General features: G+C 36.0%; 18 protein-coding genes. All 18 read right to left on the reverse strand.

All coding sequences use genetic code 11. The annotated features are described in order from the left end of the window. Window positions 1-23: 23 nt before the first annotated feature. The 18 genes from essB to tpiA all read right to left on the reverse strand — a co-directional run bounded on the left by essB (window position 24) and on the right by tpiA (window position 16,627). Window positions 24-1,400 (reverse strand): type VII secretion protein EssB, encoded by a 1,377-nt coding sequence (gene essB / locus BFA01S_RS01395; RefSeq protein ID WP_066224945.1) that lies wholly within the window; start codon window positions 1,398-1,400, stop codon window positions 24-26. Window positions 1,401-1,429: 29 nt separating this feature from the next. Beyond that, window positions 1,430-1,669 carry an ESX secretion system protein YukD gene (yukD, locus tag BFA01S_RS01400; protein ID WP_066225066.1) on the reverse strand — a complete coding sequence of 80 codons (240 nt, stop codon included), beginning with the start codon at window positions 1,667-1,669 and terminating at the stop codon, window positions 1,430-1,432. 85 nt (window positions 1,670-1,754) lie between these two features. Further along, window positions 1,755-2,048 (reverse strand): WXG100 family type VII secretion target, encoded by a 294-nt coding sequence (locus BFA01S_RS01405; RefSeq protein WP_066224946.1) that lies wholly within the window; start codon window positions 2,046-2,048, stop codon window positions 1,755-1,757. A 527-nt stretch (window positions 2,049-2,575) separates the two neighbouring features. Beyond that, complete coding sequence (locus tag BFA01S_RS01410; RefSeq protein WP_156483501.1) at window positions 2,576-2,914, reverse strand: hypothetical protein; 339 nt, start codon at window positions 2,912-2,914, stop codon at window positions 2,576-2,578. 117 nt (window positions 2,915-3,031) lie between these two features. Next, on the reverse strand, window positions 3,032-3,487 hold the full coding sequence (locus BFA01S_RS01415) for an immunity protein YezG family protein (RefSeq protein WP_066224949.1): 456 nt from the start codon (window positions 3,485-3,487) through the stop codon (window positions 3,032-3,034). Window positions 3,488-3,617: 130 nt separating this feature from the next. Continuing rightward, the gene (locus tag BFA01S_RS01420; RefSeq protein ID WP_066224950.1) at window positions 3,618-4,067 is read right to left on the reverse strand and encodes an SUKH-3 domain-containing protein; all 450 of its coding nucleotides are present in this window, start codon (window positions 4,065-4,067) and stop codon (window positions 3,618-3,620) included. Window positions 4,068-4,442: 375 nt separating this feature from the next. Continuing rightward, window positions 4,443-4,793, reverse strand: coding sequence for an Imm3 family immunity protein (locus tag BFA01S_RS01425; protein WP_066224952.1), 351 nt, complete (start codon window positions 4,791-4,793; stop codon window positions 4,443-4,445). A 12-nt stretch (window positions 4,794-4,805) separates the two neighbouring features. Then, window positions 4,806-5,702: a deaminase domain-containing protein gene (locus BFA01S_RS01430; protein ID WP_235842937.1), complete on the reverse strand. Its 897-nt coding sequence runs from the start codon at window positions 5,700-5,702 to the stop codon at window positions 4,806-4,808. A 195-nt stretch (window positions 5,703-5,897) separates the two neighbouring features. Continuing rightward, window positions 5,898-6,353 carry an immunity protein YezG family protein gene (locus tag BFA01S_RS01435; protein ID WP_066224954.1) on the reverse strand — a complete coding sequence of 152 codons (456 nt, stop codon included), beginning with the start codon at window positions 6,351-6,353 and terminating at the stop codon, window positions 5,898-5,900. 886 nt (window positions 6,354-7,239) lie between these two features. Then, window positions 7,240-7,695 carry a hypothetical protein gene (locus BFA01S_RS01440; RefSeq protein WP_066224955.1) on the reverse strand — a complete coding sequence of 152 codons (456 nt, stop codon included), beginning with the start codon at window positions 7,693-7,695 and terminating at the stop codon, window positions 7,240-7,242. Between the two features lie 16 nt (window positions 7,696-7,711). Continuing rightward, on the reverse strand, window positions 7,712-8,686 hold the full coding sequence (locus BFA01S_RS01445) for a hypothetical protein (protein WP_066224956.1): 975 nt from the start codon (window positions 8,684-8,686) through the stop codon (window positions 7,712-7,714). A gap of 629 nt (window positions 8,687-9,315) precedes the next feature. Then, entirely contained in the window at window positions 9,316-9,783 is a 468-nt protein-coding gene (locus BFA01S_RS01450; RefSeq protein WP_066224959.1) for a DUF6985 domain-containing protein, read from the reverse strand. A gap of 20 nt (window positions 9,784-9,803) precedes the next feature. Next, complete coding sequence (locus BFA01S_RS01455) at window positions 9,804-11,939, reverse strand: T7SS effector LXG polymorphic toxin (protein ID WP_066224961.1); 2,136 nt, start codon at window positions 11,937-11,939, stop codon at window positions 9,804-9,806. Window positions 11,940-11,956: 17 nt separating this feature from the next. Beyond that, window positions 11,957-12,223 carry a YwqI/YxiC family protein gene (locus tag BFA01S_RS01460; protein WP_066224963.1) on the reverse strand — a complete coding sequence of 89 codons (267 nt, stop codon included), beginning with the start codon at window positions 12,221-12,223 and terminating at the stop codon, window positions 11,957-11,959. Continuing rightward, window positions 12,220-12,660, reverse strand: coding sequence for a YwqH-like family protein (locus BFA01S_RS01465; protein WP_082799804.1), 441 nt, complete (start codon window positions 12,658-12,660; stop codon window positions 12,220-12,222). Before BFA01S_RS01465 ends, BFA01S_RS01460 begins: the two co-directional genes overlap by 4 nt. Before the next feature lie 307 nt (window positions 12,661-12,967). Then, a complete protein-coding gene (gene eno / locus BFA01S_RS01470) occupies window positions 12,968-14,260 on the reverse strand; it encodes a phosphopyruvate hydratase (RefSeq protein WP_066224968.1) in 1,293 nt (430 codons plus the stop codon). 80 nt (window positions 14,261-14,340) lie between these two features. Beyond that, window positions 14,341-15,873 carry a 2,3-bisphosphoglycerate-independent phosphoglycerate mutase gene (gene gpmI / locus BFA01S_RS01475; RefSeq protein WP_066224970.1) on the reverse strand — a complete coding sequence of 511 codons (1,533 nt, stop codon included), beginning with the start codon at window positions 15,871-15,873 and terminating at the stop codon, window positions 14,341-14,343. Continuing rightward, window positions 15,866-16,627, reverse strand: a complete 762-nt coding sequence (gene tpiA / locus BFA01S_RS01480; protein ID WP_066224972.1) for a triose-phosphate isomerase — start codon at window positions 16,625-16,627, stop codon at window positions 15,866-15,868. The genes gpmI and tpiA overlap by 8 nt, the downstream gene beginning before the upstream one ends. Window positions 16,628-16,661 lie beyond the last annotated feature (34 nt).

Here is a 16,661-nt window from a genome sequence, read left to right on the forward strand (position 1 = left end):
AACTCCTGTGCTACTGCTTTCCATTACTGTGCTTTTGGAACATTTTCGACCGGCTGTTTATTATCGGCTGCCTGTTCCTTTGGAGGCTGTTCCCCATTATTCTGCTGTTGCGGGGATTGTTCCTTATTAGCTTCCTGCTCTTTTGGAGGTGCAGCTTCTTGTTCACTCTCTGCTTCTTCGGGAGCTGATGGTCCCATCCTCTCTTCTTCCTCTAATCTCTTTTCCTCTTCTAGCTTTCTCTCTTCTTCTATTTCTCTTTCAAACTGTTTCAATTCTTCTGTAATTGCTTCTATTTCTTTTTCCTTTTCTTCTCCTGACAACTTATCCATTGCTTTAATATCTTCTCGATATTTTATTAAGCCAAGCCTGATCAAGTCTCGGTCTTCAAGAGACCTTGCCAAATCTATCGCTTCTTTATTCATCCCTCTGCCTATGTAAATCCAATATACGAAGTAATCCGGATCTGTCTGCAATGTAATTGTTTTTTGTACATTCTCCTTTTGCAGTTCTCCTAACTCTTCATTTAAAACATAAGAAAAAGCCAATTCATACTGTACTGAATAGGGCATTCCTTCTGGGCTGTATTGGTTCAAAACATCAATTACATTACTGTATTTCTCACGTAAGAAATATTCATTGCCTTTTACATATGCATCTTGTTTCGGCTGAATAAATAAAACAGAATAGAATGAATAAATAATGGCAGGTATTAAAAGAATGATCGTTCCCCAGAAAACATAACGCTGCACTTGCCACTTTTTCTTCGGCAAATATACTGTATGTTTCTCTTTCTCTTCCAGCTCGGTAACAAATTGCTTTAACGTTTCTGACAATTCTTCTAAACTGTCGGCTGCCTGGATTAATTTTGCTTTATCCGAAAGTTTCATTACTTCCACATATTTTAAATAATCTTCAAAATCATACTGCCCATCAATAAGAACCGATGTGACAGCCTTCACCTCTTGCAGCAGCCGAGCCGAATCTTCTTCATATGGTGGAATACTTTCATTTACTCCGTAATGAAGAAAATACGGCGTTAAACTTTGATCAAAAATAAGATTTTCCGGACAAGTGATAAGATTTATCCTTTTTAAACTATGATGAGCAACTTTATTTACGAGTTGACCAGCAGCCACCAGTCTCGCATAAGCATTTTTCTTTTTTACTCTATTAAAATCAAAAAAAGATGAGGGTTTCTGAATAGTGATCTTCACTTCATCTTCTGTTTCTTCAATCTTTCTATGGAGAGGTTTATCCAACGTTTCCAGCATTTGAATTTCCAGCTGATGCTGCATCTTTAATCTCGCACGCTGAAAAACAAAAACAAAATCTCCATTCTCTTCTTTTGAAATAATGGCATCCAGCTGTTGTTCTAAATACGTCTTATTCGTTTCTTCCATACGATGAACCTCATTTTCTACAGTTAACTTTATAGAATCTCCAGTTTATCCCCAGTCATTATTTCACTATCTTCAAGCGTATTAGAACCAGGATAAACTGTATTTTTATTTAGCACTCTCACCCAATAACCTTCTCTTGGAGGCATAGAAATACTTCTTTCCTGCCAAACAATATCTATTAATTTTTTAATTGTATAGTAATTAGAAAGCCTGAGATCAAGCGTTTCCCCATTATAATTTTTTAAGTCAATTGTTATTTGAATATAAATAGCGATCACCTTTAAACATGTCAAAAATAATATTCCATTAAAAAAGGCGCTAAAATCTCAATTGATTGAAGCGCCCCTAACTTCATTAACCGCGAATTTGGCTAGCGATTTGTTGGTCTGCATCAGCAAGCGCTTTAGCAGTACTTTGCAGTTGTTGTGATACTTCTTGTAATAATGTAGCCATATTTACAAAAGAAGGTTTTAATTCTTCATACTGAGTAATAAAAGCGTTTCTAGCTTCCCCTTCCCAGATGTCAATTAAATGCTTCTTCATATCTTCTAAATGTCTAATAACCTCTTCAACATTTTGGCTCTGTACTGCGTACTGGCCACCTACACTATTAAGTTCTTCTGGAGTAGCACGAATAATTCCTGACATGTTCCCATCTCCTTTATTCGACAGTTTATTTATTTCAACTACAGTTTAGTGAATTCACTTTGACGGGTCAATAGATTTTGTATTTTTTGTAAAAAACAGTAATAAATACTTAAAAACTTCTAAAATTTAATCTAGGTTATTAGTATGTATTTTTTTATTTTCAGCCGAAAAAAGAGCAAAACTATTACATTAGTCCCTTTTCTCATAGTGTCTTTTATTACTAGGTTGAAATTCGGCTTATTTCTAGGAAAAGGGAAATTCTAGATAAAAAAAGAGAAAATATTTTAAAAAATATATTTTCTCTTCATAATATTAAAAGGCATATAGCTAGGTTTTATTTATAATCCATGCTTTGGTTTCTTCAATATCTTCATTGCTAGTCTTCTGACTAACTTTACCCTTATACTCATCAACCTGCGACCCAGAACCATCACGTTTAATCTCTGTATAATATCCTCAACCTTGATCGTCTCTATACCATAAGTGCTGGATGATACTATCCCGTTCGTAGCAACTGATTCTCTGACTCAAATAATCGGAAAAAGATCGACTTTTTTTATTTCTCTTCCAATTACTTCAGCAGCCTTTTTTCCGCCCTCTTTTATTTGTTCTAATTGTCTATAACTAGCTCTGCCCATATCCTTCAGAATCGCTTGACCCTTCTGAATCTGCTGCTCGACGTATTCCTTGCTGTATGGGAAGTTAGGTACTCCTTTATCGATAATTCTTGCTGCACCTGCTGTTCCGCCGACCATGAGACCCGTCATCAGACCTTGCTGTTCTTCTGTCAGTTCGAAACGAATGGATCCTGCTAAAATGAAAAACACTTTTCGTCTATAATAGACAATCAAGTGCTGTAAGTTCATATATTTATATATTTTCTAAGTTCACTAATATTTTTGAGTTTTTATAAATTTAAACTAATGAGCTTATTCAATCTCTTTAGTTTGTTTTTTATGAGATCTATAAGTAGGCCGGTCTATTTAAATATTATTATTTTTTATCTCCTCAAACCACTCATTAGCAATTTGACCAGCCGTTTTAGTATCGTGATTAGTATAAACTAAATCATACTTGTATTCAGCTTTAAATTTGCCACTCTTTACATCATAAATTAATTTCATTTCAGTTGGCATTTCTCTTTCGTATCCTTTGCATAATTCTTTCATTTTTTCAATATCTTCATTTAAGATATTTAATACCATAAACCCTCGTTTTGGAGACACATCATATCTTTCTTCTCCCTTCTCCAATGCATCATTCACTTTATGACATTCTACATATTTATTATTAATCAAATAGAAGAATCTGCTCGAAATAACTCCTTCTTCACATGAGGCATAAACATACACTTTATCGGCTCTATCTTCCACATATTCCATACATATGGATATCATATCTGCTTGCAATTCACTAAACTTATCTTCAAATTCTTTCATACTACTTTTTCACTCCTCCCATGAAAAACTTACTACTAGTTTATTTTAAATATAAGGTTAAGTATTTTCTTGAACACCAGATAGTCGCTTCTCATGTTACCATCTTTTTATAGAATACTGAACTTTCTTCTTACTCTATTTCTTCCGGTTTTCTAAATAAACAAAGAGTATCTAGTGCCTCAAAAATGTTATTGCCAAACCTATATACTGAATAACCATTTTTCCCAAAGACCTTGCCCGACTTTGAAACAAACATAATTAAATTTCCACGGTATGCCTCTCCAACTACAACAAGCGGCTCTTTTACTCGCTGCTCAAATTCTTCAAAATCTTCTTTTTCATAGTAATCCCCAACAGCTTCTTCGGGACTAAAATGAAAGGTTTCTAAACTTCCGTTCGGGTGCTTAAACTTAGATTTAACTCCACCAAATATACTTAATACCTCTATCACTGGATTGAATATTTGATATCCCATTGTCTCTAAAAACCTTACTGTCTCGGTTAAATCAACCTTACTATTCGGGTTCCATCCTGATTCTTCCAGTATATTAATAGTTTTTCCTGATAATTTAGTTTTCATTAACTTTCCTCCCATTCTTCGAAACCTTTCGAACCCTTAGAGCTTCTTGGTCAACTTTGATATGAATATGAAATTATATTTTTCAATCATTACTCACCATAAATTAATTAAAAAACCTTGAAAGGTATGGAAGCCAATCAAGGTAATGTAGTTCTCTATCAATATCTTAACTTTTTTTCATATAATTATTAAAGAGCAGAGAAAATCTAGCTGCGAGTATAAATATATTCTCTATCTTACTAGCCTTTTCATAATGCATTTCAAGACTTGTTCTTGTTCCCACCATCCGCTACGTTAGAACTTATATATTTCTTATTGCTTCTTCTAGCGAATTGAATTTGCTTAACAGCTAGTTTTTAATTGGTTGCACATTGGTCAATTCACAACCTCAACACCATGAAATTTAGCTTCTACTATTCGGAGAAGTTCACTCAAATCCTGAGCATCCTCTAAACCGAGTTCACTAATGAATTTATCAATATTAAAGTCCTTAGTAATACTTTTGACTTCGTCAAAGATTCGTTGCGATAGTATCCCTTTTTCAATTTGTAAATGAGCTAGGCTAATATAAAATATAGCCTTCTCTGTTTCTCCCTCTTCAATTACATTGGCAAATTCATACAAACATCGCCCTCCTGATTGAAGGGCATCTAATCCGTCATTTATAGAATTGGTGAAAACTTCACTTACATATTCTTTTAATTCTTTATAATCCCATTCTTCCATACATTCTCCCTCCTATTTTACAACTTTTCCGTCGTTTGTAAGAATGTTTACTGTGATATTTGGATACTGTTTCCTAAAGTCCATAATTACATCAGTACAACTTTGGCATGTAAGACGCTCTGTAAATAAGTTTATAGTTCCCTTGGCATATTTGTTATTTCCAAGTTGTGATGCTATATCATTTAAAATTTTATACTCTGTATCATAGTCTCTTAGGTATGCTTCAGGTGTGTCAACTCTTGCGTTATCAGGGTCAACCTTTTTCGCTTTGAATACTGGTTCTCCTTGAGGCTTTAATGACATTCCTGGTAATACATCTTTATCTGTTGCTTCGTTTACTGAACTATGAGCGAAAAATTCATTCTTTTTAATTCCTTGAACATCAGCCTCTGCGTAGCCAAAGTTACCTGATTTTTTTAACTTACTAGGTAATTGAGACCTTATCTCTTTAACACGGTCTACAATGCTTGGCAAGTCTTTCAGATTAATCGTACCATCATCAACCCGCGAACCAGAACTCCCACTATCAGCCCTCTGAAAGAAATCTTTCAACGGTGTTGTCTCTATTCTAACATTAAGATCACTAGCCGCCCCATTAGTAGTTATGAGCTGTTCCCTTGTCATTCCAGTCGGGATTTTTAGATCTCCTATTTTCTTTACAGCTCCTTCGATACGGGAGACTGCTTGTTGAATATTGGATACTGCTGCTTCTCTCAGATTTGTCAGCGTTCTATTCGTCGCTCTGCCCATATCCTTCAGAATCGCTTGACCCTTCTGAATCTGCTGCTGGACGTATTCCTTGCTGTATGGGAGGTTAGGTACTCCTTTATCTATAATTCTTGCTGCTCCTGCTGTTCCACCGACCATGAGGCCTGTCATTAAGCCTTGCTGTTTCTGTTCTTCTGTCATTTCGACTGGAATGTGATCCTGCTAAAATGAAAAAAGCACTTGTCGCCTATAACAGACAATCAAGTACTTCAAGTTCATATATTTATATATTTTCTAAGTTCATTAATATTTTTGAGTTTTTATAGATTTAAGCCAATAAACTTATTCAATCTCGTTAGCTTGTTGCTTATGACATCTATAACTAGGCTGGTCTATTTAAAGATTATTATTCTTTATCTCTTCAAACCACTCGTCAGCAATATGATCTGCCGTTTTAATCTCGTCATGAGTATATACTAAATCATACTTGTATTCAGCTTTAAACCTTCCACTCTTATTATCATATATTAACTTCATCTCTGTTGGCATGTCTCTTTCGTATTCTTTACATAATTCTTCAATTTTTTCGATGTCTTCACATATTATACGCAACACCATAAGCATTCTTTTTGGAGACACATCATATCTTTCGTCTCCATCCTCCAATGCATCATTCACTTTATGACATTCTACATACTTATTATTAATACAATAAAAGAACCTGCTTGAAATAATTCCTTCTTCACGTGAAGCATAAACATACACTTTATCCGCCCTATCTTCAACGTATTCCATACATATAGAAATCATATCTGATTGCAATTCACTAAATCTCTCTTCAAATTCTTTCATACTACTTTTTCACTCCTTACGCATAGCACTTCCAGTGTAAATTATATCAACATTAACTGTTACTTTTTGGGGGATGTTTCTTTTAAAGTTGCAGCCAATTCACCCACACAACGAATAAACTTTGAGAGGCATAACACCAATCAAAGTTTATAAAGAGTTATCTTATATTATTTGGTAAGAATATCAAGTCACCAAGCAAAAACACAATAAGAAAATCTATATCTATTTTCTTGACGTATTATCAGAAGGCTTATTCCTTCATACAATTTGAGTGAGAATAAACTTTAAAAAGGTTATCAATTATTCTCTAACACTTTTGATATTAGAATTGGCAATTGAAAATAATAATTTTAAAAATGAATCTTCATAAGAAAGTCTTCAAGTATTTCATTTACTGATTTACTTGCTGTAGGCAATATATCCTTTACTCGAGGTAGTATAGATGGATCGTCCACTATCATTTGTTTACTTTCTCGAGCTGTAAAGCTTTTTAACGTATCTATATATATTTCAAATAACTCCTCATCTTCAATACTAAGCCTGGCTATATTGAAGATGAGGAGGATTTTTTAACAATCATTTGCAAAAACAAAACACCAATTGTGCGTTTGGTGTTTTGTCCTCTAATTCTTGTCATTTACTTCTGTATTATCTTTCCCGTTCAATATTCTTATTATATAAATATTCGGATTTGAAGTAAGTGTAACATGTTTATACGAAAAGTTTTAAATAAATTTGCAAAAACATGAACAATCACTGTAACACATGGTGTTATTACAATCGTACATGGTCAAAAATAGTACATTCTAGATGGCTATGCAATCGTGATATTAACTTATAAGAAAACCTTGATGCAAGTCAAGGTTGAAGACATACAATCTTAGATCTATCTGTAATACTTGATACACCTTTCTTGGAAAGGGATTCTATCATCGAGCAGCACTTCTTCTTGCAGCAAATTTGTTATACTCTCTATTTTTACAATGAATAGTGCGAAGAAATCACCCGAATTTGGATATGAAAATAGTCCATAACCCTTCGGTGACAGTATTTTATTGGTCTCCTTGATCTTTTCAGGTAAAAATTCATAATTAAATGCTTCTAATTTCTCGAGTTCTTCTTGTGTTGCTAGTTCAATTTGGTGGGTGAATTCGTAATCAAGAATAAAATTTACAATTTCTTGGTATTGCTCACCTTTATAGTCAACGTATAAAAACTGTTTCGTCTTCAATCCATATTTTAATAAATCTTCATGTAAGTCATAACTTCCTTGCTCCTTCAAAAATGTTTCCATATCCTTGCTATCAGGGAATATAATCTGTGCTATCCCTTGATCAGGCATATTAGCTTCCTCCCTTTTATTGAAACAACTCTCCATGCTTGTTAGGAATATATTCCGGGTAGTTTTTACGATAAAATTGGTCGATCATCTGAAGCGTAGGGTCCCATTCAGGGTATGGCTCACGTTCTTCAAACACCATTTTCGCTTCTGGAGTATTCATCAGAAAATTATCGATTTGAGCAGGTACTGGCAACCCTAGTTGTTTCCTTACATAGATCAAGAATAAAATTTCAAAAGGATAGAATCCGTATCTGAAATCACCAAATTCACCTAGCTGACCAATTTCAGAAGCTAATGCAGAATGATACTGAGACATTATCGAAATTAGATGTTCTATTTCTTCTAGATCACCAGTCGACCAGCGTCCCAGCACTTCATCATAAATGTTCAGGTCTTTAGGGATTGAGCCACATCGCAGTTCAGCTTCCTTAAACTTATTTTTTACGGCTAGATGCAATTTTTTATTCGTTCCCACGATGGTTTTATTTTTATACTGCAAGTACAGCTCTAGCAAAAACCAAATATGTCTATTCTCTTCATTGGCATCTATTAAATGTCCACCAAAGTGATGAGCCATAAAATCATATAATATATTTTCTTCTTTCTCCCATCCATACATTGCAAAATGAACTAATGTGAGAACGACTTCTCTAAATGAATATCCCAAGATCATCCCAGGATACCTGATTGTATAGAGATCCTGCCCCATGCACTGGTAAAATAAGACCTTCTGCATGTTCTTTAATCCCTCCACGTTGTTTCCACCGCTGATCAATACATCGTTTTTCCATAGTGACAAGTAATATGAAAAAATTTTGTTTAGATTTATTAATAGTATGTGATCCTTCGCTGTTTCATTTTGCTCAACGATTTTCTCAATCTTTCTTCTACTGACATTATATTTATCTTTAGCATCTTCAAATTTGATTCCATCCACAAAATTTTCCCTGTATTCCCCAAAAGCCATTTCTAACTTTTTTTGGTTTATCATTGCATCCTCCCTGTGAATTAATCTATTTTCTTATTCCAGCCTTTTATCCTTGATTCACCAACGCCCAACTTTTCACCCTCCCGTTACGGAAATTACAATCCCTGTAACGTTTATCCGTTCTTTACGGATAACTTGTCTGTAACATGCATCCGTTACAACACACTGTACGATGACTTCAAAAAATAATACAACCCTTTATTTTTTCCTCTACTATGGCCATATACTGTATATAGCCATCACAATCTATAAATATAGTAATTAAAAATTTAACACTTATTGTGCTTATAAAATTATAGTGCTCTTTTAAACTTTCACGTTAAAACACAAAAAGCACTCGTTGCCTTTAGTAAACAATCAAGTGCTTTAAGTCCATCTGTTTTTAAGTTGCATAAATTTGTAAGTTTTGTAGTAACAGTATGATACCTTTTATATGTCAGGACAACTACTATGTTAAAACTTACGAATCTGTAAGAGTTCATTAATTTAATATACATTCTATATGTTTATATTCATCACCTAGTAAAATGTCATCTCGCCTAAGCTCGTACTTCTTTTTATATCCTATCATTGTACATAATATTCTATGATGGTACAACCATCATGAGGTCTGTACTTTTTAATACCCTATTTTAAACAGCGACATCTTGATAACCTACTTCATCTACCTTTTCATTTATAAGACGAATTCCTAAACCATTTTCTTCATCCCATGAACAATCAAATGAAATTCCTATATCACGTCCATCGCGAAGGAAATCATACGGAACTGAAATACCTACTAATGTTATATGTTCTATTAATTGATCAACTGTCTCAATTAATGGGTAGTCCTCATTAATTGCCACATCATAACCAAGCTCATGCCTTTTTTCTTTATAATAATCTAAAACTGGTTGTAATATGCTATGTTGGATTTGTTCCCAATTATCCATTAATGAGTTGTATGCCACATATTGTCCTTCATCAAAATCCCCATCTTCAGCACCTCCTACCAATAATGCTATCTCTGTATCCTTTCCCAAAAACTTTATGGTTCTATATCCTACCCATTTATACTGATAATCAAGTTCTCCAAAAACTTTATCATTTATTGTCATTTAAAAATCTCCTTATTACATTATTTATTTGCAAACCCTCCAGGCTCAAAAGCTCCTGCGTTTATCTCACCAACTCCCCCAAGGTGTCCAAATTTGGCATTTATTTCTGTTGGCACAAGTTGCATAGTAACTCCATCATTTAACTCATGCCATGTTAATTGATTTTTCACTCGATATTTTTCTATGTCTTTTGCTGTAATTCTACCAGATTCCATTCCAAATTGGTGGGCCAATTCTGGTGAATTATTAAGTTGACTTGCTAAGCCTTCATTTGCTTGCTCAAAATTCAGACCTCTAGCAGCATTTCCTTTAGACCCTTTTCCTCCAAACATATAATCAATCTCTATTTGCGCTTTTGCTACAGGTGAAAAATCAGGAACTCCATTTTTATACTCAATTCCATTAATACCAGCTTCATTTAAGATTTTCTGTAACTTAGGATCTGGTGGTGGTTTTAGAGTACATAAAGACTCACCTCTAATCCCTTCGAAAACAACCGTTAAATTTGTTTCTGCAGGTGTTTGATTAATTCTTGCTTCATATGAACTAGCAAATTCAGTTTGATCAAAGGCAGGTGGAATATCACTTTCATTACTATCCAAAGCACGGTCACTCCTACCATCATCAACCCGCGAACTAGAACCCCCACTATCAGCCCTCTGAAAGAAATCCTTCAACCTCGTAACATCAGCATCATCCATCATTCCATCAGCAAGCACGAGTTGTTCCCTTGGCATTCCGATCGGGATTTTTATATCCCCTATTTTCTTTACAGCTCCTTCGATACGGGAGACTGCTTGTTGAATATTGGATACTGCTGTTTCTCTCAGATTTATCAGTTTTCTGTTCGTCGCTCTACCCATATCCTTCAGAATCGCTTGACCCTTCTGAATCTGCTGCTGGACGTATTCCTTGCTGTATGGAAGGTTAGGTACTCCTTTATCGATAATTCTTGCGGCTCCTGCTGTTCCGCCGATCATGAGGCCTGTCATTAAGCCTTGCTGTTTCTGTTCTTCTGTCAGCTCATTGCCGAACATATCTTTTCCGGTGAAGTATTCTCCGAAACCGTTGGCAGCTACTAGACCATATAAGCCCATTTCGCTTTTTTCTAGAATAGAGAAGGCTTTTGGTGTTTTATAAGCCTGAAGAGCGTGGGTAGCGGCATTGACTCCTTTTGCGGTTTTATATAGGGCATGCCCTGCCTTTACGCCCCTTCCTACCCATCCGACAACCGGAATGTAGCCTGCTATAGCCATCCCGCCTGCAGCTATCCGTTCGGCTTCTGACAGCTTTTCTTTCGTGACTGGGTCGACTCCTTCTGCTGCCCTTCTCATATCATTGTAGCCGGTCACTTCTGCTACAATAGTAGAGCCTGTATCAAGAACTTTTTTATACCACGGTCTGTTTTCCTTTTCCTCTATTTCTTTTATCAATTTTCTCTCTTCAGCCTGTTCTTCTTTATAGTTAATATAATCGAGTGACTGCTGTTTTAATTCATCCTGCAGCTGATAGATTTCACTCTTTTCATAGGCTTTGGAATCAAAATTAATCGGGGAGACTTCTCCTCCCTGTGCCGTTGCCTGTAATAGCGCACTAAATAAAGTACTGATATTTGCTTCATGCTGTTCCGTTATGGCATATTCTGTTTGCAGCCGGGTATCGAGAAGATCAACTTGGTTAACTGTTTCTTTCATCTCTTTCTCTGCTTCTCCGATATGATTCTCAAATGTTTCTTTTGAAAAAGCTTCTAAAACAATAATATCCTGAATTCGCTCAAAGATCTTTTTCAAATCATCATGCTGTGCGTTCACCATTTTTTCTGAGGAAGTAATTCCATTCGCTACGTTCTGTTCCAGAAATGGGACTGTTACAACTGTCTCACCGTGCAAATCCACATCTTCCATCGTTCCTGATATTTCGCTTAAAAAGGTAATCTGCATATCAAAGAATGAGTCCCAGGCATCGGCTACATCCACTTGTGCTTGATAGAAGCCCTTAATCGCTTCTGCACCTTTTCCTTGAAATTCGGACATCTTAACGATTTCATTAAACTCTTTTTTTAATGCTTCCATCTGTTTTTTCGTTTCTTCGTATTGGCTCTTACGTTTTGACATTGTGGCTAATAATGCTTTTGCATCGTATATCTTATTATTCATTATAAAGCCCTTTCCCGTTATTTTCTAACAATTGCTTCATCTTGTTCTTTTAATAGATTAATATTGGCATATGTGTCCTCTAAATTTTTCTGTATGATTGAGGTATATTGAATAAACAAGGAATTTAGTTTTTTTTCACGATCAAGCCATGTCTTCGTAAATTCCAAACTATTATTTTTCAGCAAATCTCCTGGAGGCTGTTCCAAAATGAGAGAATCAAGAGCTTTTTTTATATCATTAAGTTTCTTGGTCACTTCCTCATAATTTAATTTAATCGTTGTCATTTCGACAGCTCTCCCTTTATATAATTTATTGTATTTCCTATTTCTTCAAAGGCTTCTTCTCCTTTTGATAATAGTTTTTCCGCTCCATGTGCAGCTGCACTTAATCCATTTAAGACACTTTTTTGAGCATTTAAAGATGTAATAAGCATTTCGATAGCATTTACGTACTCATCATAATCATTTTCCGTAATTTCCTTTATTTCCTTATATGCATCCTTACGGGACCCTTGAAAGGTTTTGGCTCTATTTCCCTTCCATGCATCTTCTAACTCCGGTTTTAAAATATTTTCTATCTCGGTCAAGCTCGTTTTTTGTTCGTCTATAATTTCCGTTTTTGCTTTTTCCAGCTGGTTGATTTTTTCTTCAATACTTGCGGACATATTTGAGAGATTTGAGGATATTTCTCCTAAAGTGTTAGAAAAGTCCATTTCCACCATCCTAATTAAAAGTGTTCAATTAATTGCTTCCATATTTTAGAGTTTAAAATATAAATGGGGACAGATAAATAGGATGAATTTACCTTTTAATAATTTTCTATTAGAGGATTAAAAAAGACAAAATATTACTTTTAATAACTAAAGACCTAACAAAAGCAAACCTAAAGAACTAAGAAAAGAAATTCTTATCAAGTAAGCCCTATACTTTTTTGAATAATTTTAGCGGGAAAACGGTTTAAATGAAGAATAATAGGGAGATATAACTAAAAAAAGAACTGCTGAATTTTTCAGCAGTTCCTTTCTTTTATTATTTCTTTAAGTTATAGAATGTTTTAATTCCATCATATTTTGCTGCAACATCAAGCTCGTCTTCAATGCGAAGAAGCTGATTGTATTTCGCAACACGGTCTGTACGTGATGGAGCACCAGTTTTGATTTGTCCAGCATTTGTCGCAACTGCGATGTCAGCAATTGTGCTGTCTTCTGTTTCACCAGAACGGTGAGAGATAACAGCTGTGTAACCAGCACGTTTTGCCATTTCAATTGCATCAAATGTTTCTGTTAATGTACCGATTTGGTTAACTTTGATAAGGATTGAGTTTGCGATTCCTCTTTCAATACCTTCAGAAAGCTTTTTCGTATTTGTAACGAATAAATCGTCACCAACAAGCTGTACTTTATTACCGATACGCTCAGTTAATAATTTATGACCTTCCCAGTCATTTTCATCTAAACCGTCTTCGATAGAGATGATTGGGTATTTATTAGACATTTCTTCATACCAGTCAACCATTTCTGCAGATGTTTTAACAACACCTTCACCAGAAAGATGGTATTTACCGTCTTCTTTATTGTAGAACTCAGAAGATGCAGCATCCATTGCTAATACAACTTGCTCACCTGGTTTGTAGCCAGCTTTTTCGATTGCTTCGATAATTGTTTGTAATGCTTCTTCATTAGAACCTAAGTTAGGTGCGAATCCGCCTTCGTCACCTACAGCAGTGTTAAGGCCTTTGCCTTTAAGAACTGATTTTAAGCTGTGGAAAATTTCTGCACCCATGCGAAGTGCTTCACGGAAGTTTTCCGCTCCAACAGGCATAACCATGAATTCTTGAATATCAACGTTGTTATCAGCATGCTCTCCACCGTTTACGATGTTCATCATCGGAACTGGTAAAGTTTTTGAGTTGAATCCGCCTAAGTATTGGTAAAGCGGTACTTGTAAGTAATCAGCAGCAGCACGAGCAGCAGCGATAGAAACACCAAGAATAGCGTTTGCACCTAATTTACCTTTGTTTTCTGTACCATCTAATTCAATTAACGCTCTGTCGATTGCAACTTGTTCTGTTACATCGAAACCAAGAAGTTCCGGAGCGATAATTTCGTTTACGTTTTTAACAGCTTGAAGAACACCTTTACCTAAATAACGTTCTTTATCGCCATCACGAAGTTCAACTGCTTCATATTCACCAGTTGATGCACCACTTGGAACTAAAGCACGTCCCATTGCACCAGATTCTGTGTGTACTTCTACTTCAACTGTTGGATTACCACGTGAGTCTAGTACTTCACGAGCATATACATCTACAATATAACCCATTTTTTATTCTCTCCTTTTGTTTTAAAAGATAATATTATTCATTTCCTCTTTCCTTTCGCGCGTTAAGGAATGGAAGAAAATTATTTAATAAGTGTATTTCCAGTCATTTCTTTCGGTTTTTCAAGCTTTAATAAATCAAGCACTGTCGGTGCCAGATCTCCTAAAACACCGCCGTCTCGAAGTTCAATACCTTCTTGGGTAAGGATGACAGGTACTGGATTTGTCGTATGAGCTGTCATTGGCTCACCTTCTAATGTTACAACTTCATCAGAATTTCCATGGTCTGCTGTGATGATTGCTTTTCCGCCTTTTGCGATAATTGCATCAACCACTTTTCCAAGGCATTCATCAACTGTTTCAATTGCTTTAATTGTTGGTTCAAGCATTCCCGAGTGCCCAACCATATCAGGGTTTGCATAGTTTAAGATGATCGCATCAAATTTATCTGCGGCAATTTCAGCAAGCAACGCGTCCGTCACTTCGTTTGCACTCATCTCAGGTTTTAAATCATATGTTGCTACTTTAGGAGAATCGATTAGAATTCGTTCTTCTCCAGGGAATTTCTCTTCTCGTCCGCCGCTCATAAAGAATGTAACATGCGGATATTTCTCTGTTTCTGCGATACGGAGCTGTTTTAAACCGTTCTGTGATAATACTTCACCGAGAGTATTATCTAAGTTCGTCGGCTTGAAAGCAACGTATCCTTTTACTGTTTCACTAAAGTGCGTGAAGCAGACAAAGTGTAAATGTTTCGGACAGTTCTCTCCGCGGTCAAAATCACGGAAGTCCTCGTTTGTAAATGTGTTAGAAATTTGAATCGCACGGTCAGGACGGAAGTTATAGAAAATAACTGCGTCATGATCCTGAATTGTTGCAACTGGTGTCCCGTCTTCTTTTGTAATAACAGAAGGGATAACGAACTCATCAAAAATGCCGTTTTTATATGAGTCTTCCACCACATCAATTGGATTCGTATACTTTGGTCCTTCGCCATATACCATGGCACGATAAGCTTTTTCAACCCGATCCCAGCGCTTATCACGGTCCATTGAATAATAACGTCCAGATAATGTTGCAATTTCTCCGATACCGTATTCGTTGATTTTTTCTGTTAATCCATTAATATATTTCTCAGCTGTTTTCGGACCAACATCACGTCCATCTAAAAAGCCGTGAATATAAACATTTTCTACGCCTTCTTTTTTTGCCAGTTTAAGAAGAGCATAAAGATGTTGGATATGGCTGTGAACACCGCCATCTGATAACAGACCGAACACATGCAGATTTGTCCCATTTTTCTTCACATGATCAAATGCTTCAATGAAAGTTTCATTCCGATCAAATTCACCTTCACGAATCGCAACATTCACACGTGTTAAACTTTGGTACACAACTCTGCCGGCACCAATGTTAAGATGTCCAACTTCCGAGTTTCCCATCTGCCCTTCTGGAAGCCCTACAGCTTCGCCGCTTGCGATCAGTGTAGAATGCGGGTAGTTATTCCAATAACGATCGAAATTCGGCTTGCTTGCCTGCGCTACTGCATTTCCCTTTGTTTCATTACGAAATGCAAATCCATCCAAGATGATGAGAGCTACTGGTGCTTTACTCATTTGTTCCTGCCTCCACAAGCTGCAAGAATGATTGTGCTTCAAGGCTTGCGCCGCCGACTAGAGCACCGTCAATATCCGGTTGTTCCATATACTCTTTAATATTGCCCGGCTTTACACTGCCTCCGTATTGAATACGAATTGCGTTTGCAACATCAGTTGAGAACTGCTCAGCAATCGTTTGGCGAATATACGCACAAACTTCATTTGCATCTTCAGCTGAAGAGGATTTCCCAGTACCAATTGCCCAAATAGGTTCATAAGCGATAACAGCTTGTTTCGCCTGCTCTTCTGTTAAACCAGCAAATGCTTGTTTAATTTGAGCTTCTACAAGTTCATTGGTTTTTCCTGCTTCACGCTCTGCTAATGTTTCTCCGCAGCATACAATCGGAATTAAACCGTGTTTAAATGCAGCAAGAGTCTTCTTGTTTACCGTTTCATCTGTTTCTGCGAACATTTCACGACGTTCAGAATGCCCTAAAACGACGTAGCTCACACCTAAATCAGCTAAAGCAACAGGACTTACTTCTCCTGTAAATGCTCCGCTCTCTTCAAAATGCATGTTTTGTGCACCAATTTTCAGGTTAGTATCTTTTGTTATCTGTACTAACTGGTCTAAGAAAACTGCTGGAGCACAAACGACTGAATCAGCATTTTCAGAAGATGGTACTAGACTCTTTACTTCCTCTACAAAGCTTCTAGCTTCTGATGATACTTTATGCATTTTCCAGTTTCCTGCAATAATAGGTTTTCTCATTTTTTACACCATCCTTAAAGCACATAAAATATTA

The sequence above is a fragment of the Metabacillus fastidiosus NBRC 101226 genome, assembly GCF_001591625.1.
Classification (GTDB): domain Bacteria; phylum Bacillota; class Bacilli; order Bacillales; family Bacillaceae; genus Metabacillus; species Metabacillus fastidiosus.